We start from the raw sequence: 20,136 nt of genomic DNA on the forward strand, positions 1-20,136 counted from the left end.
AAGGCCCCATGGGCGCCGTGGTGGCGCCCGTGGGGGGCTGGTCAGGGGGCGACGTATTCCGCGAGGTGTTTGCCGGTGAGGGTGGTGGGGGTGGATATGAGGTCGGCGGGGGTGCCTTCGTAGACGATGCGGCCGCCGTCGTGGCCGGCGCCGGGGCCTAGGTCGATGATCCAGTCGGCGTGGGCCATGACCGCTTGGTGGTGCTCGATGACGATGACGGACTTGCCGGAGTCGACGAGGCGGTCGAGCAAGGCCAGCAGCTGTTCTACGTCGGCGAGGTGGAGGCCGGTGGTCGGCTCGTCGAGGATGTAGATGCCGCCCTTCTCGCCCATGCGGGTAGCCAGCTTGAGGCGTTGCCGCTCGCCGCCGGACAGGGTGGTGAGGGGCTGGCCGAGGCTGAGGTAACCGAGCCCGACGTCGGCGAGCCGGTCGAGGATCTTGTGGGCGGCCGGCGTGGCCGCCTCGCCCGCGCCGAAGAACTCCTCGGCCTCGGTCACCGGCATCGCGAGTACTTCGGCGATGTTCCGGCCGCCGAACTCGTACTCCAGCACCGACGCCTGGTACCGCTTGCCCTCGCACTCCTCGCAGGTGGATTCGACGGTGGCCATGATACCCAGGTCGGTGTAGATGACGCCGGCGCCGTTGCAAGCGGGGCAAGCACCCTCGGAGTTGGCGCTGAACAGGGCCGGCTTCACACCGTTGGTCTTCGCGAACGCCTTGCGGATCGGTTCGAGCAGCCCGGTGTACGTCGCGGGGTTGCTCCGGCGGGAGCCCTTGATGGCGCCCTGGTCGATCGACACGACCCCTGCGTCGGTGGGCATCGACCCGCGCACCAGCGAGCTCTTGCCGGAGCCCGCCACGCCGGTGATCACGCAGAGCACCCCGAGCGGGATGTCGACGTCCACGTCCTGCAGGTTGTTGGCGTCGGCACCGCGGATCTCCAGCTTGTCGGTGGCAGTCCGCACCGTCTCCTTGAGTTTGGCCCGGTCGTCGAGATGGCGGCCGGTGATGGTGTCGGAGGCCCGCAGGCCCTCGAGAGTGCCCTCGTAGCAGATGGTGCCGCCCGCAGTACCGGCGCCGGGGCCGAGGTCGACGACGTGGTCGGCGATCGCGATCGTCTCCGGCTTGTGCTCCACGACGAGCACGGTGTTGCCCTTGTCCCGCAGTTGCAGCAGGAGGCCGTTCATCCGCTGGATGTCGTGGGGGTGCAGGCCGATGGTGGGCTCGTCGAAGACGTAGGTGACGTCGGTGAGCGAGGAGCCGAGGTGGCGGATCATCCTGGTGCGCTGGGACTCGCCGCCGGAGAGGGTGCCCGACGGCCGGTCGAGCGAGAGGTAGCCCAACCCGATCTCCGCGAACGAGTCGAGGAGGTGCTGCAGCCCGGTGAGCAGTGGGGTCACGGACGGCTCGTCGAGGCCCTTGACCCAGTCGGCCAGGTCGCTGATCTGCATCGAGCAGACGTCGGCGATGTTCTTGCCCTTGATCTTCGACGACAGGGCTTCCTTGCTGAGCCGGCTGCCGTCGCACTCGGGACAGGTCGTGAACGTCACCGCCCGCTCCACGAAGGCGCGGATGTGCGGCTGCATCGCCTCGACGTCCTTGGACAGGAACGACTTCTGGATCTGCGGGATCAGACCGGCGTACGTCAGGTTGATCCCCTCGACCTTGATCTTGGTCGACTCCCGGTAGAGCAGGTCGTGCATCTCCTTCTTGGTGAACTTGCTGATCGGCTTGTCCGGGTCGAAGTACCCGCAGCCGCGGAAGATCCGGCCGTACCAGCCCTCCATGCTGTACCCGGGGATCGTCAGCGCGCCCTCGTTGAGCGACAGGCTGTCGTCGTACAGCGCGGTCAGGTCGAAGTCGGTGACCGAGCCCATGCCCTCGCAGCGCGGGCACATGCCGCCGAGCCGGTTGAAGGTCGCCTTCTCGGCCTTCGTCTTGCCGCCGCGCTCGACCGTGATCGCGCCGCTGGCCTTCACCGACGGGACGTTGAACGAATATGCGTTCGGCGAGCCGATGTGGGGCTTTCCGAGCCGGCTGAAGAGGATGCGCAGCATCGCGTTGGCGTCCGTGGCGGTGCCGACGGTGGAGCGGACGTTGGCGCCCATCCGCTCCTGGTCGACGATGATCGCCGTGGTCAGCCCCTCCAGTACGTCGACCTCCGGCCGCGCCAGCGTCGGCATGAAACCCTGCACGAAGGTGCTGTAGGTCTCGTTGATCAGCCGTTGCGACTCCGCGGCGATGGTGCCGAAGACCAGCGAGCTCTTGCCCGAGCCGGAGACACCGGTGAACGCCGTCAGCCGGCGCTTCGGGATCTCGATGCTCACGTCCTTGAGGTTGTTCACGCGCGCGCCGGTGACGCGGATCAGGTCGTGGCTGTCGCCAACGTGCGGCGCAGGCGGCTGCTTGTCCGTCTTCTTGGCCGTGCTCATGGTGTCTCCATCTGTCAGTCGGGCCGCCCTCGCGGTCTCCGTCAGGGTCGCCTGGCTCGATCTAACCAGCCTCCGGTACTACGTGGCCGCGGTCGCTCAGCCCGTATTTGGTGGCGTCGGCCGCTCAGCGGTACTACGGGGCGTCGGTCGCTCAGCGCAGTTGCTGGATGCGGACCATGTTGCCCGCGGGGTCGCGGAAGGCGCAGTCGCGGACGCCGTACGGCTGGTCCGTCGGCTCCTGGACGACCTCGGCGTCGCCGGCCTGCAGCCGCTCGAAGGTGGCGTCGAGGTCGGCGGTGGCCAGGTTGATGCCGCCGTAGGTGCCCTTGGCCATCATCTCGGTGATGGTGCGGCGCTCCTCGTCGGTGATGCCGGGGTCGGCGGCCGGCGGGTGCAGGACGATGGACGTGCCGGGCTGGTCGGGCGGGCCGACGGTGATCCAGCGCATCCCCTGGTAGCCGACGTCGTTGCGGACCTCGAAGCCGAGGGTGTCGCGGTAGAAGGCGATCGCGGCGTCAGGGTCGTTGTGCGGGAGGTAGCTCGCGTGAATGGTGATGTTCATGACGGTCACGCTAATGCGACTCGGTGACCGGCGCTTCTCGATTCCTGATCGGTCTGGTCACCTGTTTCGCGACGCAGGACGGCATCCCCGCGGTCGCGAGCGCCGCCTCGCGCCGGTAGACGCTCGGCGGGACACCGACCAGTTCGGTGAAGCGAGTGCTGAAGGTGCCCAGCGATGAGCAGCCGACCGCGAAACAGACCTCGGTGACGCTCATGTCGCCGCGACGCAGCAGGGACATCGCGCGCTCGATGCGCCGCGTCATCAGGTAGCCGTACGGCGACTCACCGTAGGCGGCCCGGAACTCGCGGCTCAGGTGCCCAGCCGACATGTGCGCGCCACGGGCGAGCGCCTCGACGTCCAGCGGCTGCTTGTACTCCCGGTCGATCCGGTCGCGGACGCGCCGCAGCCGCGCAAGATCACTCAAGCGCTGCGCCCCGTCGGCTTTGCTGGTCACGCTAACGATCGTGCCACATCCCCCGGACCAGCAGCCGAGCGCTGACGCTAGTGGTCTGGGGTGAAGCGGTAGACCTGCGAGTTGCGGGGTTGGAAGCCCAGTCGTTGGTAGAGGTGGTTGGCGGAGGTTCGGTCGGGGCGGGAGGTCAGGTCGACCGTACGGGCGCCGGCGGTCTGGGCCAGGCGGAGGGCTTCGTTGGTCAGTGCGGCGCCGATGCCTTGGCCTCGGGTCGAATCGTCGACGACTACGTCTTCGATGCGGGCTCGTAGGCCGGTGGGGATGGGGAACATCACCAGGGTGAGGGTGCCGACGATCGCGTCCGGAGCGCGGGCGATCAGGATGGTGTTGGCTTCGTGGGACACCATGCGGCGCAGGGCTTCCCCGTCAAGCGTTGGGGCCGAGCTGGAGAGCTGCGGGAGGAGGCGGGCGAAGGCCGCGGTCACCTCGTCGGTGATCTCGGTGAGTACCTCGACTGTGACTGTCACGCTCGGCACCCTACTGATCTCGCCGACCGCCAGCAGTAGCCGGTCGGTCAGTTCACTGACGGGCAGCTGTCGTTGCCGACGGTTCCGCAGATGATCAAGGGCATCTCAGGACGACCGGGCGCAGTTCGACGGTGGAGTCCAAGAGGCGGCCGACCATGGCGAACTCGTACTGGTCGACCATGCTGCAGGCCTCGAGGTCGGCGACAAAGCCTTCGTGCTTCGAATGCGTCGGATGCCGCCAGACACCCATGTGCTCCGCACCTGCAGCCCGTACTGCGCTCGCAAGGTCCGCTGGCGCCGGGTTGGTACCGCGCAGAAGCGCGCCCAGGTGTACTGCGCACCCCTCGTCCTCCGAGGTGTCTCCGGTGCACAGGGCGGTCACGGGGGAGTGCGGATGGTGCTCGGTGATCCAGCGGGCGGTGGCGGTGATGTTCGTAGCTGCGGCGGCCAGGAGTGCGACAGCCTGGTGGGCGGAGGCAAGGCCGCGGGTCCCGTTCGAGGTTCGCTGGATCACGTGAGCCCCGGTGAGGTCGGACGCCGCGACCTCGACCGGGGAGTTGCCCAGGTCGAAACCCTCCGGACGCTGGCCGTGCTCCTCGCCCATCAGTACAGCGCCGAGGCTCTGATCCCGCAGAGCGAAAGCCTGGTCGAGCTTCTCGACACAGACGATCCGCTCGGCCCCTGCAGCGAAGGCGGCCGCTGCGGTGGTGAACGCGCGGATGACGTCGATCACCACGACCACCTCGGTCAGCGCCGGCCGGTGCCGGAGATGAACCACGTTGAAGCTCTTCATCGCCCGGAAGCCTCGCACGGCCAGGGAGCAACCGCAGTCAAAGCGCACCGAGCCAACCGGCGACCACCACTCGCTCCACGGGGTCAGGATGCCACTCGAACGACGGGGCCGGCGCCCTATTTTCAGACGCCGGCCCCGCCACTGAGTACTGCTTACGCAGCGCGGAAGAGTGCGCCGCCTGAGGTGATACCGACCGAGGTCTTCACGCCGGCGACGACCAGGTCGATGACGTACGTCGTGCCCGACCAGCGTCCCTTGTACGTGACCGAGCCGGTCGCCTTGACCGGGGCGACGAACGACAGGATCGAGTCCGAGTAGCCCGAGCGGGCGAACATCAGCGTCGGCGCCGAGTTGCGGGTGAAGATGTTCGGGTAGTGCCAGCCCTGGATCGGGTTGGTCTGCGCCTGCTTGATCAGGATGGCGCCCGCCGGCAGCGCCTGCCGGAACGGGACCTGGAACAGGATCGTCCGGCTGGTGTCACCCGCCTTCGCCGCGATCGCCGTCGTCCGCGAGTACACCGTGGCCTTCTGGTCCGACGGCATGTGCCACAACGTCTGGAACTGTTGCGCCGTCTTCGAGGTCGCCCGGTCCAGGGACACGATCAGGTCGGGATCCTTCAGCACCAGGTAGCCGCGGGTACGGCTGATCCCGGAGCCGGGGACGTCGGAGAACTCGAAGAACTCCGCGTTGACCTTGACCACCTGGCGGTTCAGCTTGGTAACCGGGAGGGTCTCGGCGGACAGTGGCGTCGTCATCGAGTTGGCGGAGAACTGGCTCTTCGCCCAGGTACGCCAGACGTCGTTCTGGTAGCCGGCGTGACCACCGTTGATCAGGATGTCGCGGCCCTTGGCGGTGTAGGTGATCCCCATGTGGTCGCTGTGTCCGTGCACGGCGCGGGTCAGTGCCGGTAGCTGAAGCCTTCGCTGGTGAGGCGGGCACGGAGGTTGGCGACCTCGGCGGGCGGAGCTTGCCGGTGGGTTGACGAGACGTCAGCCTGAGCGCTGTCCGGGGACTTGATGGAGGCCGGCACGGCCGGTGGTCGCCTGCGCTTGCGTCCCCAGGGCTTCCACATGCTCCCCAGCATGACGCAGCAGACGACGCGGGAGAAGAGGCCGTACTGCGTGCCGCGGGTGGAGACGCCGTACTAGCGGTGCTTGGCCGCTAGGTGTGTGGCGTTTGTCGTGAGTTTTCAGGCGGCCTTTGCGAGGTGTTCGTGGTCGATGCGGCTGCGGACGTGGCGGTCGATGGTGGCCAGTGCTGGTCGGACTTCGGTGGGGGCGGGGGTTTGGTCGGCGGCGAGGAGGGGGCTGAGGAGGCGGTCGTGGACTTTGGTGGAGAAGATCGCGACTCGTTGGCCGATCGGGAAGAGCACCGTGCCGATCGGTCCGTCGGGTGTGAGGTCGTAGGTGTTGGTTCCTTGCCGTCGCTGGCTGAGCCGGTTGAGGCGGAGGCGGGCTCGTTGACCGTCACCGTCGCCATAACCCTGGCTGTCCCGCGCCATGACACCCGCGCCAGCCCCCCACTCGGCGGTCAGAGGCGAAGCCTCACTGGTGCTCTGGGGGGTTCGCTGCCTCCTCGGGGGTTACCCCACTGCCCTGGGGTTACCCACTGCTCTGGGGGTTACCCACTGCTCTGGGGGTTACCCACTGCTCTGGGGGTTACCCCACTGCTCTGGGGGTTACCCCACTGTTCTGACAGTGGGCGAACCCCAGCGGCGCGGGCGGAGCACACTCTGCGGCTGCGCGGGCGTGGTTTCGCGTCCTCCGGGGGTCCACTGGTGCTCTGGGGGTTCGCCGCCTGCTCGGGGGGTTACCCCACTGCTCTGGGGGTTACCCCACTGTTCTGACAGTGGGCGAACCCCCGCGGCGCGGGCGGAGCACACTGTGCGGCTGCGCGGGCGTGGTTTCGCGTCCTCCGGGGGGTCCACTGGTGCTCTGGGGGTTCGCTGCCTCCTCGGGGGGTTACCCGACTGCTCTGGGGGTTACCCCACTGTTCTGACAGTGGGCGAACCCCCGCGGCGCGGGCGGAGCACACTGTGCGGCTGCGCGGGCGAGGTTTCGCGCCCTCCGGGGGACCGCTAGGGTCGGCGGATGTTCTCCGCACCGCAGGTCAACGTCTACTCCGCGGACGTGGTCCGCTCGGTCGGGTTCTACCGGGGCCTCGGCTTCGAGGAGACGTTCCGTACGCCGGCCGAGGGCGAGCCGATCCACGTGGAACTCGTCCTGGACGGCTTCAAGATCGGCATCGCGTCGGTCGACTCGGCGGGAGCGGACCACGGCCTTCCGCTCGATCTCACCCAGCCCGGCCGCGGCATGGAGATCGTCCTCTGGACCGACGACACCGACGCCGCCTACGCCCGCCTGGTCGCCGCCGGCGCCAAGCCCCTCTCCACCCCGCACGACTGGCTGGGCAGCCTCCGAGTCGCCTGGGTCGCCGACCTCGACGACAACCCCATCGAACTGGTGCAACGCGTCTGCTAACGCCCAGCACCCGCTCGGCGGTCGTTGGCCGCCAACCGCTCGGCGTGCTCCAGGCCCAGTTGGACGCAGTTGGCCTGGTCGGAATGGCAGTACATCGACATCACCAGGCCCCGGACGTTCCAGGCGATCGCTGGCCGCTCGGCGGGGCCCCACTCCTCGACAGGTGCCCCGAACCTCTCGATCAGGAGCCGCCGCAACTCGTCGTACCGGGGACGCGCCTCGCCTTCGAACAGGAACAGGCTGAAGCCGAGGAACTGGTCGTCGTACGTGCTCCACTGCCCCTTGCCGCCGAGCGCGGTGAACTGCCTGTCGCCACCAGACACGTCCACGAAGCCGACCTCAGCGAACAACCCGACACGCTCCGCCTCGGTGGTCGGCCAGCGTGTCTCCACGATCCTGCCGACGGTCTCGACAACAGCCGCAGCTCTCATGCGCCCACCCAACCACGCCCGCGGACCGTAGTACCGGGTCATCCGTCGAGTTCCTGCGGGCTGCGTTCTATGCAGAACTCGTTGTGCTCGGGGTCGAGCAGGGTGACCCAGCCGCGGCCGTTGGGTTGGCGGTGGTCCTCGTGAATGGTGGCGCCGAGGGCGAGGAGGCGGGCGACCTCCTCGTCGCGGGTGCGGTCGGTGGGCTGCCAGTCGATGTGGACGCGGTTCTTGAGCGTCTTGGCCTCAGGGACGGCGATGAAGAGCAGGCCTGGCACCGGGCTCGGGGACTCGACCAGTACTTCGGTGTCGCCGGGCTCGTCGACCGACGAGACGGGCCAGCCGGTGACCTCGCTCCAGAAGGTGGCGAGTGCGTAGGGATCGCCGGAATCGATGGTGATGTGCCGCAGGATCATGACCGCTGACCCTAGTCGTGAGCACAGCTCAGACGAGCGGCGCCGCGCCCCCTCCGCGACTGCCCGATCACGCGACGGATTCGTGCCGGAACCGCCGGAGAACCGTGCTCCTCGAGGGCTCGTGGACTGTCGGAGGGTAGGTCTAGGGTGCGAAGCCTAGGCAGTATCCGGGCAACGAGCGGTATTCGGACCAGGGGGTTTGTGATGGCTTCGCGACTCAATCCGTACATCAGCTTCAACGGCACCGCGCGGCAGGCGCTGGAGTTCTACCGTGACGTGTTCGGCGGTGAGCTGGCGATCAACACGTTCGGGGAGTTCGGTGCGGCGGATTCGCCTGACGCCGACAAGATCATGCACGGCCAACTCGAGAGCCCCTCGGGGTATGTGCTGATGGGGTCGGACACGCCCGAGGGGATGGAGCAGAGCAGCAATGGCACCATCAGCCTCAGCGGCGACGACGGTGACGCGCTTCGCGGGTACTTCGAGCGCCTGGCCGACGGCGGCACCGTGACGATGCCGTTGGAGAAGCAGATGTGGGGCGACGAGTTCGGCATGTGCGTCGACAAGTTCGGCATCGGCTGGATGGTGAACGTCAGCCAACCGCAGGGCTGAGTGTCCGCTGACCTGCTGCGGCTGCCGGACGGCCGGCAGGCGCAGTACTGGCAGGGTGGTTCGGAGAGCGGGCCGGTCGTGTTCTTTTTGCACGGCTGCCCGGACACGCGCCATGCGGCGTTCGTGGGGGACGAGGCGGCGCGGCGTACTGGCGTGCGCCTGATCTCGGTCAACCGGCCGGGCTACGGATGGTCGGACGAGGCCGCCTCCACCCACGGGTCGGTCGCGGACGACGTCGCCGCGGTGGCGGACCTGCTCGGCATCGAGCGGTACGCCGTACTCGGCATGTCGATCGGTGGTCCGTATGCGCTGGCGTGCGCCGTCCGGCACCCCGGGCGGGTGACGGCGGCCGGCGTCGTCGCGAGCCCGGCGATCCTGACCGAGCTGGATCCGCCGATCCACCGGGACGACCTGTCGGCGGACGAGCAGGAGTACTTCGCGGACTTCGCACGCAGGTCGGTCGAGGACACGATGGAGCTGGCCCGGCCGGAGTTCGAGGCGTACGTCGAGAGTCTCGCGCCGGGTGATCCCGACGACGAGGCGCTGGTCCGGCGGTTCACCGAGCGGGTGTCGCCTCTCGACGCCGAGGTCCTCGCGCGGCTGACACCTAGTGAGCTCGCGGGCTCGATCCGGGAGGCCCTGATCAATCCGAACGGGTACCTCCGCGACGCCGCGATCACCTTCAGGGCCTGGGATTTCGATCCGTCGAAGGTCAGCTGCCCGACCACCTTCTGGTACGGCGAACTCGATGCGAACGCCTCCGTCCGGAACGGCGAGTGGTTCGCCGCGAGCATTCCCGGCGCGAGGCTGGTGGTTCGTGAAGGCGCGGGGCATCTCGGCTCGCTGCACGATCATTGGGAGGAGATCCTCGGCACTCTCCGTGGATAAATAGGTACGTCTGGTGCGGCGTCACGACCTACTGTCGGAGGAAACCGGCGACCGACGGGAGAGATCGTGAACGAGGTGCTGCTCGACGCAATCCGGCACAACAACTGGGCGTCGAAGCAGCTGCTCGCGTTCTGCCGGGAACAGAACTTCACGGCGGAACAGCTGGAAGTCACGGGTGTCGGCACCTTCGGCGGGATCCTCGCGACGCTGCACCACATCATCACGTGCGATGGGAGTTACCTGCGCCGCTTGGCCGACAGCGACCTGCTGCCGTGGGCGGACGGCAGCGAGCCCGAGGCCGACTTCGACACGCTCGAGCAGTGGGCCGAGGAGGCGCGGCTGCTCTGGGAGGACACCCTGTCGAAGCCGATCGAGGTCGAGCGGATCATCATCGTGGACGACGAGACCCGCGGCACCCGGGCCGGCATCTTCATCGCCCAGGCCCTCAACCACGCGAACCACCACCGCGAGCAGGTCTGCGCCATCCTCACCGGCTTCGGCATCGAGCCTCCCGACATCCAAGCCTGGGAATACGCCTGGCAAACCAACCGAATCTGGGACCTCCCCACCCCGACCCACTAGCCGAGGACGATCTCCGTACCGCTGGTCGTCGGCAACACCGCGTGGGCCCGGTCCTCTGTCAACACTCGGGAGAGGGGTCAGGCCTGGTCGAAGGCTGTTATGACGGATTTGGGGGCTTGGAGGCGCCAGGCGTCGGTGAGGAGTTCGCGGAGTTCGGCGGGGGTGATGGCGGGGAGGCGGACGAGGATGGCGGGGTAGTTGGCGTAGTGGGGTTCGGTGAAGAACTTGGCCGGGTCGGCGGCCAGGAGGGACTGTTTCTCGCCCTCGTCGGCTACCCGGACGACCAGTACTTCGGGGTTCGTGACGCGCTTCTTCTTCGGGTCGGGCCGCTCCAGCCAGCCCCACGCGAACCCCCGCCTGTCGACGGAGAACGCGAAACGGTCCTCCGCCTCGCGGACCTCCGGCAGTTCGAGTGCGATCTTTCGGACGTCCTCTTGATCAGCCACGCCCTCTCCCTACCAGATCCCTCGACTCCTGGACAGGAGTCACCGGTACGCCGGTGGCGAACCAGCTGACCAGGTTCTCCACCACCAGGCGGCCCATCGCGTCGCGGGTCGGGACTGTGGCGGAACCCACGTGGGGGAGCAGTACGGCGTTGTCGAGCTCCAGCAGACCGGGGTGCACGTCCGGTTCGTGCTCGAAGACGTCCAGCCCGGCGCTCAGGATCGTCCGGGAGCGCAACGCGTCGACCAGCGCGGCCTCGTCGACCACGGTCCCGCGGGACACGTTGATCAGGATTCCGTCGGGACCGAGCGCCTCGAGCATCTCGGCGTTCACCAGGTGCCGGTTCTCGTCGCCGCCCGGGATCACGATCGTCAGGATGTCGACGTCACGCGCCATCTCCACCAGCGACGGGTAGTAGCGGTAGGCAACATCCTTCTGCCGGCGGTTGTGGTAGGCGATGGAGATCCCGAACGCCTCGGCCCGGTGCGCGATGGCCTCGCCGATCCGACCGAGCCCGAGGATGCCCATCGTCCGGCCCTTCAACGTTGCCGGCGCCAACGGATACGCCCGCTCGTTCCACTTCCCTGCGCGCAGGTACCGCTCGGCCTGCGGGAACTCCCGGGCTGTCATCAGGAGCAGCCCGAGCGCGGTGTCGGCGACCTCGTCGTCCAGCACGCCCGGCGTGTTCGTCACCACCACACCGCGTTCCGCCGCGGCCGTCGCGTCGATCTTGTCGTACCCCACGCCGAAGCTCGCCACGATCTGCAGCGACGGCAGCTTGTCCAGGAATGCGCCGTCGACAGTCGCACCCGAGTTGGCGACGGCAACGATGTCCTTGCCCCGCTCGGCCAGTACGGAGTCCGGGTCGTCCGCCTCCCAGAGCCGGATCACCTCGAATTGCTCCGCGGTACCGGCGAGCACCGACCGGTTCATCGGACCTGGCATCAGCACGGTGGGACGAGCCATCACGGATCTCCTCTGACGAGCACGGGTCGGGGAAGTTCATCGAGGCTTTGCGCCGTCAAGCCTATTTCCCGGCCGCCGCGAGAGTCAGGATCGGGGTACCACGGCCGCAGTACCGGCTGGGAGACAGTGAGGAGCGGACCATGATCGTCGACTGCGCTTACTACCTCGGCGGCCGTCGTCAGCATGTCGGGGCGATGTCGGTCGAGGAGGCCGCCGACCGATGCCGGCAGGGCGGGTTCGTCTGGCTCGGGCTGTTCGACCCGACCGTGGAGGAGCTCGACCAGGCCAGCAGGAGCTTCGGCCTGCACGAGCTCGCCGTCGAAGACGCCCGCACCTTCCACCTGCGACCCAAGGTGGAGCCGTACGAGGGCGACATCCGGCTGGTGATCCTGCGGACCGCCCGGTACGACGAGGAGCGAGAGGAGGTGGACTTCGGGGAGGTGAGCGTGTTCGTCGGAAAGGCGTTCGTGATCACCGTCCGCCAAGGGGTGGCGAGTGAGCTGCACGGCGCGCGCACCCGGCTCGAGCAACGCCCCGAGCTGCTGGAGAACGGCACGAACTCGGTGCTCTGGGCGATCCTGGACCAGGTCGTGGACGGGTACGGCCCGGTCGTCGCCGAGCTCGAACGCGACATCGAGCAGGTCGAGGCCACGGTGTTCGCGGGATCCGTCGCACCGACCGAGCGGATCTACTTCCTCCGCCGCGAGGTGACCGACTTCTACCGCGCGGTGCACCCGCTTCTCGCAGTACTGGCGACCCTGGAGCGCGGTGCGCGCAACACCGGCCTGCTGCCGTACTTCCGCGACGTGCACGATCACCTGGTGCTGGTGAACGAGGAGGTCGCCGCGCAACGCGATCTGCTCGCCACCGTGCTCGAGGCGAACATGGCGGTGATCTCGGTCGAGCAGACGAAGGTGAGCGTGCGGCAGAACGCGACGATCGAGCAGCTCACCATCCTCGCGACTGTGTTCCTGCCGCTCACCTTCGTCACCGGGTTCTTCGGACAGAACTTCGGCTGGCTGGTCGACCACGTCGGCACCTTCTGGGACTTCCTCGTGCTCGGCGTCGGCGGCCTGCTGATTCCTTGCATCGCGTTGTTCATCTGGTTCCGGCGCCAACGTGCCGCCCGGATGGATGTCGTGCGTGCTGACGAGCATCCATGGGCCGGTCGCTGAGACAGGCCCTATGCCGTACCGGCCGGCTCGAAGCCGGCAAGCATCTCCTCCAACGCACGCTGGTCCGGACCGACGAAGGGGATCGGAGCCCGGTGCCGCGGCGAGCATGTCGAGGAACTCAGCCGTCTGCCCGGCCGCCGGAGGTAGGTGGGTGCTGAAACCCCGGTCGGGCTGGCTGAGCCCGGTATCGACCACCACGGGTTCGGTCGCCTGCAGAACGAACGCTCATTCACCGTTCATCCAGTTGGCGCGGGGTGTTCCAGGCCTGCACCGCGAGCACGGTGAAACTGCCTCCACCCGGTCTGAATCACATCGTCTGGAGGATGACATGATCCGCCCGAAACTGTCTGCCTTGCTGGTGGCAACCACCTTGCTCGCGCTGGTCGCCCTGCCGACCGCGTCAGCCACAGCACCCGCAGCACAGGCTGCTGGTACTGCGGTCGCTGCCGAGCCGCCATCGTTCGTCGCGACGCCGCTTCGGTCGTACGCCGCGTTCGACGCGAACCAGGCTGTCGCCGTGGACCAGAAGTACTTCTACGCGGTGAACAACACGAGGATCACCAAGCACGACCGGGCCACCGGTCAGCCGCTGCTGCAGTTCGCCGGTGCAGCGGGCGGTCCGTTCCAGCACATGGACAGCGGGGTCGTTGTCGGCAGCAAGTTGTACGCCGTGCACTCGAACTACCCGGACTCGCCGATGGAGAGCTCCATCGAGGTGTTCGACACCAAGACGATGCGGCACGTCGACACCTACAGCTTCGGCATCTACCGCGGCTCGCTGACCTGGCTGGACCGGCACGACGGCGCCTGGTGGGCCGGATTCGCGAACTACGACGTGATCCAGGACGGCCAGACCACGCCGTACGGGGAGACCTACAACACCCAGGTCGTGAAGCTGAACGACAAGTTCGAGGTCACCGAGTCGTGGACGATCCCGAAGCAGATCCTCGACAAGTTCAAGCCGATGAGCAATTCCGGCGGCTCGTGGGGACCGGACGGCCGGCTCTGGCTGACCGGGCACGACCTCGGTGAGGCGTACGTGATGAACCTGCCCAAGGCCGGCGCCGAACTCGAGTGGGTCGCCACCGTCGACCTCCCCGACGTCCAGGGCCAGGGCATCGCCTGGGACCGCTCGTCCGCCAAGCCGACCTTCTGGGCCATCAGCCGCCCCAACAAGCAGGTCCGCACCTTCACCATCCCGACCCGGTCGATCACCGACCCCACAGCCAAGGCCTGGCAGGTCCTGGGCCCCGGCCACTTCCAGCAGTAGTCCGCCTGGCCCCGGCGGCGCGATCCATGCCGCCGGGGGTCCGAGGTCTCGAGTGGGTGTCCGAAGCCCCACTTTGTGCACCATTTGAGCGTTCGGCCGCCCAGGATCTGCTCAAGCGGTGCACAAAGTGCCGGTTCTGAAGAGTCGCGCCGCCCCGGGGGTCGGCTACGCGGCAGCGGTAGTTGCCTCGGCCGACCGCCTGAAATCGCCACTTCGGTGGTTGGTTGGCCGGGCTTGTGGGGTTCACGGGTGCGGATGGGTGGGTATGTTGCCTGCCATGCTTGCTCTCGGACCGTTGTATGCCTTGTACGTCCGCCGCCTCCGGGCTCAGCTGCGCGGACGTGCCTTGCCTGGGCACATCGGTGTGGTGATCGACGGGAACCGCCGCTGGGCCCGCGATCAAGGGCACGCGAACCCGAGTGTTGGGCACCGCTACGGCGCCGAGCACATCGGCAACCTGCTCGGGTGGTGTGAGACGGCCGGCATCCCGCACGTGACGATCTTCCTGTGCTCGACCGAGAACCTGGTCAAGCGCGGGGATGCCGAGGTCGCTCACCTGATGCGGGTCACGGAGGACATCCTCGCCACCCGGCTCGCGGAACCCGGCGGGCGGTGGCAGGTGCACATCGCGGGACTCCTAGACCTCCTGCCGGACAGTACGGCGTACGCGCTGAAGGGCGCCGTCGAGGCGACGAAGGACTGCGCCACCGGCAACCACATCACGCTCGCGGTCGGGTACGGCGGCCGGCAGGAGGTCGTCGAGGCTGTTCGCTCGCTGCTGGAGTCCGAGGCGGAGGCCGGCAACGACCTGAGCGGCCTGGCCGACACGTTGAGCGCCGAGGACATCACCAAGCACCTGTTCACCGTCGGCCAGCCGGACCCCGACCTGATCATCCGCACCAGCGGCGAGCAACGCATGTCGAACTTCCTGCTCTGGCAGAGCGCCTACTCCGAGCTCTACTTCTGCGAGGCCTACTGGCCCGCCTTCCGCGAGGTCGACTTCCTCCGAGCCCTCCGCTCCTACACCGACCGCCAACGCCGCCACGGCGCGTAGTACCAACCCGTACTCCGGCCGCGTCGCACCAACCTGTACTCCGGGCCGCAGGCTCAGTCTGTACTCCGGGCCGAGGGCTCAGGCTGCCAACCTCAGAGCGTGCCGAGGTCTTCGAAGATGAGGGCTGTGCGGGTGGCCAGGACTTCGGGGATGGCCTGGAGTTTTTCGAGGACCACCCGGCGGAGGCCCTCGTTGTCGGCGGCTCGGACCAGAAGGATGGCGTCGAAGTCGCCGCCGACCAGCGCCATGTGCTTCACCTCGGGGATGGCCTGCAGTTGTTCCCGCAAGGTTCGCCAAGAACTCTGGCGGAGACTGAGGGTGACGTACGCCGAGGTCGCCAGGCCTAGTTTGAGCGGGTCCACGGTGGCCGTGAAGCCGGTGATCACGCCGGTGCCGGTGAGGCGTTCGACCCGGGCATAGGCGTTCGCGCGGGAGATGTGCACCTGGTCCGCGAGGGCCCGGATCGAGAGCCGGCCGTCCTGGCTCAGGGCCGCCACGATCTGCCGATCGATCTCGTCGAGCGCCGGGGCGACGACCATCTGTCCAGCTTCCGCCGCCGCGGTGATCACCTGGTCGGACATTCTGCTCCTCGGGGTCGCTGACTGAGACCAAACATCTCGTGATTCTTCCAGCTATGGATCCGAATGGCCAGAAGTATGACGATGAAGCATCCGTCCGTCTCCTGTGCAGGAGGGTCCATGACCACCGTCGAGGAGCGTTTGCTCCCCTCCGCCGAACCAGTTCAGTTGATCGACGAACACGGCGCCCGGCACGACAACCCGAAGTACGGGATGCCGTCCGCGGACGCCCTCGTCGACGGTTACGCACAGTTGGTCGTTGGCCGCAGGATCAACGACCAGGCCGGCGCGCTCGTCCGGCAGGGACGGCTCGCCGTCTACCCGTCGTCGCACGGTCAGGAGGCCTGCCAGGTCGCGGCCACGATGGTGCTGCGCGAGCAGGACTGGCTGTTCCCGACCTACCGCGACACCGTCTCCATCATCAGCCGCGGCGTCGACCCGATCGAGACGCTGACGCTGCTGCGCGGCGACTGGCACTCCGGGTACGACCCGCACGAGCGCAACGTGGCACCGCAGTCGACGCCGCTCGCGACGCAGTTGGTGCACGCCGTCGGAGTCGCGCACGCCGCCCGGCTCAAGGGCGAGGACACCGTCGTGATGGCGCTCTGCGGAGACGGTGCGACCAGCGAGGGCGACTTCCACGAAGCCCTGAACTTCGCCGCCGTCTTCAAGGCGCCGGTGGTCTTCTTCATCCAGAACAACGAGTACGCGATCTCCGTACCCCTTGCGCGGCAGACCATCGCGCCCTCCCTCGCGCACAAGGGCATCGGGTACGGCGTACCGGGGGAACGGGCCGACGGCAACGACCTGGCCGGGCTGCTCGCGGTACTGGGGCAGGCGGTCGACAAGGCCCGGGCGGGGGAGGGTCCGCAGCTCGTCGAGGCGCACACGTACCGCGTCCAGGCGCACACCAACGCCGACGACGCGAGCCGGTACCGCGACGACAAGGAGGTCACTCCTTGGCTCGAGCGTGATCCGATCAAGCGGCTGGACGCCTACCTGACCGAACAGGGCCTGCTGGATGAAGCGCACCGCGCGGAGGCGACAGCGGCGGCCGACAAGATCGCGGCCGATCTCCGGGATGGGTTGATGCAGGACGTGTCGCCGGATCCGGCCGAGTTGTTCGAGCACCTGTATGCGGTGCAGACGCCGCAGCTGAAGGAGCAGGCGGCGTTCCTGCAGGACGAGATCGCGCGAGAAGAGGCCTGAGATGACGCACCAGAAGCTCACCATGGCCCAGGCGCTGAACCACGCGCTGCGGGACGCGATGCGGGCCGACGAGACCGTCCTGATGTTCGGCGAGGACGTCGGCGCGCTCGGCGGGGTCTTCCGGATCACCGACGGCCTGACCGCGGAGTTCGGCGAGGACCGCTGCTTCGACACGCCGCTGGCCGAGTCCGGCATCGTCGGCATGGCGGTCGGGCTCGCGATGAACGGAATGCGCCCGGTCGTCGAGATGCAGTTCGACGCCTTCGGCTACCCCGCCTTCGAGCAGGTCGTCTCCCATGTCGCCAAGATGCGGAACCGTACCCGCGGCAAGGTCACCCTGCCGATGGTGATCCGGATGCCGTACGCCGGTGGCATCGGCGGGGTCGAGCACCACTGCGACTCGTCCGAGAGCTACTACGCGCACACGCCCGGGCTGACCGTGGTCGCGCCGGCCACCGTGGCGGACGCGTACACCTTGTTGCGCAGGTCGATCGAGTTCCCCGACCCGGTGATCTTCATGGAGCCGAAGAAGCTCTACTGGGCCAAGGAAGAGGTCGACCTCACCGCCGAGCAGCCGGGCATCGGGAAGGCCGTCGTACGCCGGGAAGGCCGCGACGCGACGCTGATCGCCTATGGCCCGTCGGTGCCGATCGCGTTGGAGGCCGCCGACGCCGCCGCTGCCGAAGGACGCCAGCTGCAGGTTGTCGATCTGCGCTCGATCGTGCCGTTCGACGACGAGACGGTGTGCGCGGCGGTTCGCAGTACTGGGCGGGCTGTCGTCGTGGCCGAGGCGAGTGGCTTCGCGAGCGTCTCGTCCGAGATCGTTGCCCGGGTCACCGAACGCTGCTTCCACTCGCTGGCCGCGCCGATCCGACGGGTCACCGGGTTCGACATCCCCTACCCGCCGCCGAAGCTGGAGCGACACCAACTGCCGGGCGTGGATCGCATCCTCGACGCGGTGGACGACCTGCAGTGGGAGGACTCGTGACGACCGCTCAGACCTTCCTGCTGCCTGACCTCGGCGAAGGGCTGACCGAGGCCGAGATCGTCCGCTGGCTCGTTGCTGTGGGTGACGTCGTGGTGGTGGACGCGCCGGTCGCCGAGGTCGAGACAGCGAAGTCGATCGTCGAGGTGCCTTCTCCGTACGCCGGTGTCGTGGCCGAACTGCACGGCGCGGAGGGCAGCACGGTCGACGTGGGGAAGCCGCTGATCACGATCGGCGTGCCTGCTGCTGGCGAGGACACCGCGGCCGTGGGAAGTCGCGAAGAGGACAAGGCGGCCGAGGCGTATCGCAAGGAGGAACAAGCCGGCTCGGGGAACGTCCTGATCGGCTATGGAACCGCCGAAGGCGCGCGTAACGGACGGCGTCGCAAGCCCCGTACTGCGGTGGTCGTCGAGGCGGTCGAGTCGTCGGTGCCGCTGGTCATCTCCCCACTGGTACGGCGGATGGCCCGCGACGCGAAGGTGGATCTGCGCGAGGTGAGTGGTTCCGGCGCCGGCGGGCTGATCGTCCGCCGCGACGTCGAAGCCGCCATCGCGGGTGCTCGCCCGGACGCAGCGCTTGCCCGAGGCGCCGGATCACCCTCGACCGTGCAGGCGCCCGCCCTCCAGGCTCCCGCCGCGCAAGTTCCCGCGGCGCAGGCTCCGGGCGCTCCGGCTGACTCGCGGACCGGGTTGCCGGAGTTGCGGCGGATTCCGATGAGTGGGTTCCGGAAGGCTGCTGCGGCGACGTTGAGCCGGAGCCGGGCGGAGATCCCCGAGGCGACGACCTGGGTGGACGTGGACGCCACGGCGCTGGTCGAGCTGCGGGAGTCGTTGCGCACATCCTCGGATCCTGGTCCGGGACTACTCGCGCTGATGGCGCGGTTCGTGGTGGCCGGGCTGCAGAAGTATCCGGAACTGAACGGTTTCGTCGACACCGAGCGCGAGGAGCTCGTGCAGTACGACGGGATCAACCTCGGGCTGGCGGCCCAGACCGAGCGCGGACTCGTCGTACCGGCTGTCGTCGGGGCGCACGCGCTGACCACGCGCGGCCTCGACGCGGAGATCCGGCGGCTGACGGGATCGGCGCGGGAGGGGCGGCTGACCGCGAACGAGCTGTCCTGCGGCACTTTCACGCTGAACAACTACGGCAGCTTCGGCGTCGACGGCAGCGCGGCGATCATCAACCACCCGCAGGTCGCGATCCTCGGCGTCGGCCGGATCATCGATCGCCCCTGGGTGGTCGACGGCGAGCTCGCGATCCGCAAGCTCACCCAGCTGTCGCTCGTCTTCGACCACCGGGTGTGCGACGGCGGGCTGGCCGCCGGCTTCCTCCGCTTCGTCGCCGACGCCTTCGAGTCCCCGACCTCAGCCTTCGCCGACCTCTGACCGGTCCAGCGGAGGTCCCGCCTTCGTCGCCGACTTGCCCAGGCGGGATCAGCGGAGCTGGCGGGGGCGGAGGCCGATGAGGATTGCGCGGAGGCCGGACTGGAAGCGGGCCGCCGGTCCGGCGAGATCGTCGCGGCTCAGATAGGCGGCGAGCGTGTCCGGCTCCACGCCCAGCTGATCCCCGGCAGCCGTCGGCCAGTCCCGCTCAGTCAGCGCGCTCCGGCGTACGGTCGCGGTCCAGGCAGCATCCGTCACCGCGGCACCCACGACATAGTGGATGACCGCCGAGACGGCCGCGTCCAAGTGCACCCCCTTGAACCCCGCTGAGCTGAGCACCCCCAGCACGCGCTCGGTGAAGGCCTGATAGTTCGGCCCGAGCCCCGCATGACTGGCAACTGCGGCGCCCACGGATGATCAGCCAGTACTCCGTACGCCGCGTGCGCCAGCGTCGTGAGCTGATCCCGCCAATCTCCCTGATCCGCCTCGACCAGCGCGCCACCGATCACGGCATCGACGGCCAGCTCGAGCAGATCGTTCTTGTTCGCGATCCGCCAGTACAGCGCCGAGGTCGCGGCGTTCCCGAGCTCGACCGCCATCCGCCGCATCGACAGCTGTTCGAGGCCGTCGCGGTCCAGCACCTTGATCGCGGTCTCGACGATGTCGTCGCGGCTGAGCGGTGCGCGGGTCCGCTCCGGTTCCTCCCGCAGCCAGACCGATCCCAGCACCGTCTTGTCGTTCGCCGCTCGTGCCACCGGCCGATCCTAGCGGATACGACGTTTCACTAAGTAATACAGCGTTTTAGCTCAGTACGAGCCCTTCCGGCCGGACCCAGGCGGAAGTGACTGCCAGTTCTTGCTTCGGTCAACTACTGCACGCACATGTCCGGAGGCGTTTTCAATTCGTTATGTCAGTTCTTCGGCGAGTCGCGGCCGTTCGGC

General features: G+C 68.1%; 25 protein-coding genes. 11 read left to right on the plus strand and 14 right to left on the minus strand.

What is annotated here, in order from left to right; translation table 11 throughout:
* Window positions 1-41: 41 nt before the first annotated feature.
* From EV644_RS18145 to EV644_RS18170, 6 genes are all read right to left on the minus strand, one after another.
* Window positions 42-2,432 (minus strand): ATP-binding cassette domain-containing protein, encoded by a 2,391-nt coding sequence (locus EV644_RS18145; protein WP_132189481.1) that lies wholly within the window; start codon window positions 2,430-2,432, stop codon window positions 42-44.
* Window positions 2,433-2,583: 151 nt separating this feature from the next.
* Window positions 2,584-2,994 (minus strand): VOC family protein, encoded by a 411-nt coding sequence (locus EV644_RS18150; RefSeq protein WP_132189482.1) that lies wholly within the window; start codon window positions 2,992-2,994, stop codon window positions 2,584-2,586.
* 10 nt (window positions 2,995-3,004) lie between these two features.
* The gene (locus EV644_RS18155; protein ID WP_132189483.1) at window positions 3,005-3,448 is read right to left on the minus strand and encodes a helix-turn-helix transcriptional regulator; all 444 of its coding nucleotides are present in this window, start codon (window positions 3,446-3,448) and stop codon (window positions 3,005-3,007) included.
* Window positions 3,449-3,495: 47 nt separating this feature from the next.
* Window positions 3,496-3,933 (minus strand): GNAT family N-acetyltransferase, encoded by a 438-nt coding sequence (locus tag EV644_RS18160; RefSeq protein WP_132189484.1) that lies wholly within the window; start codon window positions 3,931-3,933, stop codon window positions 3,496-3,498.
* A 94-nt stretch (window positions 3,934-4,027) separates the two neighbouring features.
* The gene (locus EV644_RS18165; protein ID WP_132189485.1) at window positions 4,028-4,726 is read right to left on the minus strand and encodes a 2-phosphosulfolactate phosphatase; all 699 of its coding nucleotides are present in this window, start codon (window positions 4,724-4,726) and stop codon (window positions 4,028-4,030) included.
* A gap of 152 nt (window positions 4,727-4,878) precedes the next feature.
* Window positions 4,879-5,616, minus strand: coding sequence for a heparinase II/III domain-containing protein (locus EV644_RS18170; protein WP_255511322.1), 738 nt, complete (start codon window positions 5,614-5,616; stop codon window positions 4,879-4,881).
* Between the two features lie 126 nt (window positions 5,617-5,742).
* Between EV644_RS18170 and EV644_RS47205 the strand changes: the two genes are divergently transcribed.
* A complete protein-coding gene (locus EV644_RS47205; RefSeq protein ID WP_255511323.1) occupies window positions 5,743-5,874 on the plus strand; it encodes a hypothetical protein in 132 nt (43 codons plus the stop codon).
* A gap of 41 nt (window positions 5,875-5,915) precedes the next feature.
* On the opposite strand, the gene EV644_RS18175 is transcribed toward EV644_RS47205, so the two are convergent.
* Entirely contained in the window at window positions 5,916-6,227 is a 312-nt protein-coding gene (locus tag EV644_RS18175) for a hypothetical protein (RefSeq protein ID WP_199239886.1), read from the minus strand.
* A 589-nt stretch (window positions 6,228-6,816) separates the two neighbouring features.
* Between EV644_RS18175 and EV644_RS18180 the strand changes: the two genes are divergently transcribed.
* The gene (locus tag EV644_RS18180) at window positions 6,817-7,206 is read left to right on the plus strand and encodes a VOC family protein (protein ID WP_132189487.1); all 390 of its coding nucleotides are present in this window, start codon (window positions 6,817-6,819) and stop codon (window positions 7,204-7,206) included.
* Here EV644_RS18180 and EV644_RS18185 read toward each other — a convergent pair.
* Window positions 7,203-7,637, minus strand: coding sequence for a hypothetical protein (locus EV644_RS18185; RefSeq protein ID WP_132189488.1), 435 nt, complete (start codon window positions 7,635-7,637; stop codon window positions 7,203-7,205). The genes EV644_RS18180 and EV644_RS18185 overlap by 4 nt on opposite strands.
* A gap of 38 nt (window positions 7,638-7,675) precedes the next feature.
* Window positions 7,676-8,050 carry a VOC family protein gene (locus tag EV644_RS18190; protein WP_132189489.1) on the minus strand — a complete coding sequence of 125 codons (375 nt, stop codon included), beginning with the start codon at window positions 8,048-8,050 and terminating at the stop codon, window positions 7,676-7,678.
* A 204-nt stretch (window positions 8,051-8,254) separates the two neighbouring features.
* Between EV644_RS18190 and EV644_RS18195 the strand changes: the two genes are divergently transcribed.
* The 3 genes from EV644_RS18195 to EV644_RS18205 all read left to right on the plus strand — a co-directional run bounded on the left by EV644_RS18195 (window position 8,255) and on the right by EV644_RS18205 (window position 10,132).
* Complete coding sequence (locus tag EV644_RS18195) at window positions 8,255-8,662, plus strand: VOC family protein (RefSeq protein ID WP_132189490.1); 408 nt, start codon at window positions 8,255-8,257, stop codon at window positions 8,660-8,662.
* Window positions 8,663-9,550: an alpha/beta fold hydrolase gene (locus tag EV644_RS18200; protein WP_132189491.1), complete on the plus strand. Its 888-nt coding sequence runs from the start codon at window positions 8,663-8,665 to the stop codon at window positions 9,548-9,550.
* A 66-nt stretch (window positions 9,551-9,616) separates the two neighbouring features.
* Window positions 9,617-10,132, plus strand: coding sequence for a DinB family protein (locus EV644_RS18205; protein WP_158292863.1), 516 nt, complete (start codon window positions 9,617-9,619; stop codon window positions 10,130-10,132).
* A 77-nt stretch (window positions 10,133-10,209) separates the two neighbouring features.
* Here EV644_RS18205 and EV644_RS18210 read toward each other — a convergent pair whose 3' ends face one another.
* Both EV644_RS18210 and EV644_RS18215 read right to left on the minus strand, forming a co-directional pair.
* Window positions 10,210-10,578: an MmcQ/YjbR family DNA-binding protein gene (locus EV644_RS18210; protein WP_132189493.1), complete on the minus strand. Its 369-nt coding sequence runs from the start codon at window positions 10,576-10,578 to the stop codon at window positions 10,210-10,212.
* Complete coding sequence (locus tag EV644_RS18215; protein WP_132189494.1) at window positions 10,571-11,542, minus strand: 2-hydroxyacid dehydrogenase; 972 nt, start codon at window positions 11,540-11,542, stop codon at window positions 10,571-10,573. The genes EV644_RS18210 and EV644_RS18215 overlap by 8 nt, the downstream gene beginning before the upstream one ends.
* Before the next feature lie 140 nt (window positions 11,543-11,682).
* Between EV644_RS18215 and EV644_RS18220 the strand changes: the two genes are divergently transcribed.
* The 3 genes from EV644_RS18220 to uppS all read left to right on the plus strand — a co-directional run bounded on the left by EV644_RS18220 (window position 11,683) and on the right by uppS (window position 15,041).
* The gene (locus EV644_RS18220; protein WP_132189495.1) at window positions 11,683-12,717 is read left to right on the plus strand and encodes a magnesium and cobalt transport protein CorA; all 1,035 of its coding nucleotides are present in this window, start codon (window positions 11,683-11,685) and stop codon (window positions 12,715-12,717) included.
* 328 nt (window positions 12,718-13,045) lie between these two features.
* Window positions 13,046-13,987: a hypothetical protein gene (locus EV644_RS18230; RefSeq protein ID WP_132189496.1), complete on the plus strand. Its 942-nt coding sequence runs from the start codon at window positions 13,046-13,048 to the stop codon at window positions 13,985-13,987.
* Window positions 13,988-14,264: 277 nt separating this feature from the next.
* Window positions 14,265-15,041 (plus strand): polyprenyl diphosphate synthase, encoded by a 777-nt coding sequence (gene uppS / locus EV644_RS18235; RefSeq protein ID WP_132189497.1) that lies wholly within the window; start codon window positions 14,265-14,267, stop codon window positions 15,039-15,041.
* A 92-nt stretch (window positions 15,042-15,133) separates the two neighbouring features.
* On the opposite strand, the gene EV644_RS18240 is transcribed toward uppS, so the two are convergent.
* A complete protein-coding gene (locus tag EV644_RS18240) occupies window positions 15,134-15,622 on the minus strand; it encodes an Lrp/AsnC family transcriptional regulator (RefSeq protein WP_132189498.1) in 489 nt (162 codons plus the stop codon).
* 117 nt (window positions 15,623-15,739) lie between these two features.
* On the opposite strand from EV644_RS18240, the gene pdhA reads away from it, so the two are divergent.
* The 3 genes from pdhA to EV644_RS18255 are packed head-to-tail and all read left to right on the plus strand — an operon-like array spanning window position 15,740 to window position 19,198.
* Window positions 15,740-16,828, plus strand: coding sequence for a pyruvate dehydrogenase (acetyl-transferring) E1 component subunit alpha (gene pdhA, locus EV644_RS18245; RefSeq protein WP_132189499.1), 1,089 nt, complete (start codon window positions 15,740-15,742; stop codon window positions 16,826-16,828).
* A 1-nt stretch (window position 16,829) separates the two neighbouring features.
* Window positions 16,830-17,816, plus strand: coding sequence for an alpha-ketoacid dehydrogenase subunit beta (locus tag EV644_RS18250; protein WP_132189500.1), 987 nt, complete (start codon window positions 16,830-16,832; stop codon window positions 17,814-17,816).
* Window positions 17,813-19,198 (plus strand): dihydrolipoamide acetyltransferase family protein, encoded by a 1,386-nt coding sequence (locus EV644_RS18255; RefSeq protein ID WP_132189501.1) that lies wholly within the window; start codon window positions 17,813-17,815, stop codon window positions 19,196-19,198. Before EV644_RS18250 ends, EV644_RS18255 begins: the two co-directional genes overlap by 4 nt.
* A gap of 48 nt (window positions 19,199-19,246) precedes the next feature.
* Here the strand turns inward: EV644_RS18255 and EV644_RS46355 are convergent, their stop codons facing one another.
* Complete coding sequence (locus EV644_RS46355; RefSeq protein ID WP_369410504.1) at window positions 19,247-19,543, minus strand: hypothetical protein; 297 nt, start codon at window positions 19,541-19,543, stop codon at window positions 19,247-19,249.
* Window positions 19,450-19,950, minus strand: a complete 501-nt coding sequence (locus EV644_RS18260; RefSeq protein ID WP_241998419.1) for a TetR/AcrR family transcriptional regulator — start codon at window positions 19,948-19,950, stop codon at window positions 19,450-19,452. Before EV644_RS18260 ends, EV644_RS46355 begins: the two co-directional genes overlap by 94 nt.
* Window positions 19,951-20,136 lie beyond the last annotated feature (186 nt).

Source organism: Kribbella orskensis (assembly GCF_004342085.1).
In the GTDB taxonomy this organism is placed as follows: Bacteria; Actinomycetota; Actinomycetes; order Propionibacteriales; family Kribbellaceae; genus Kribbella; species Kribbella orskensis.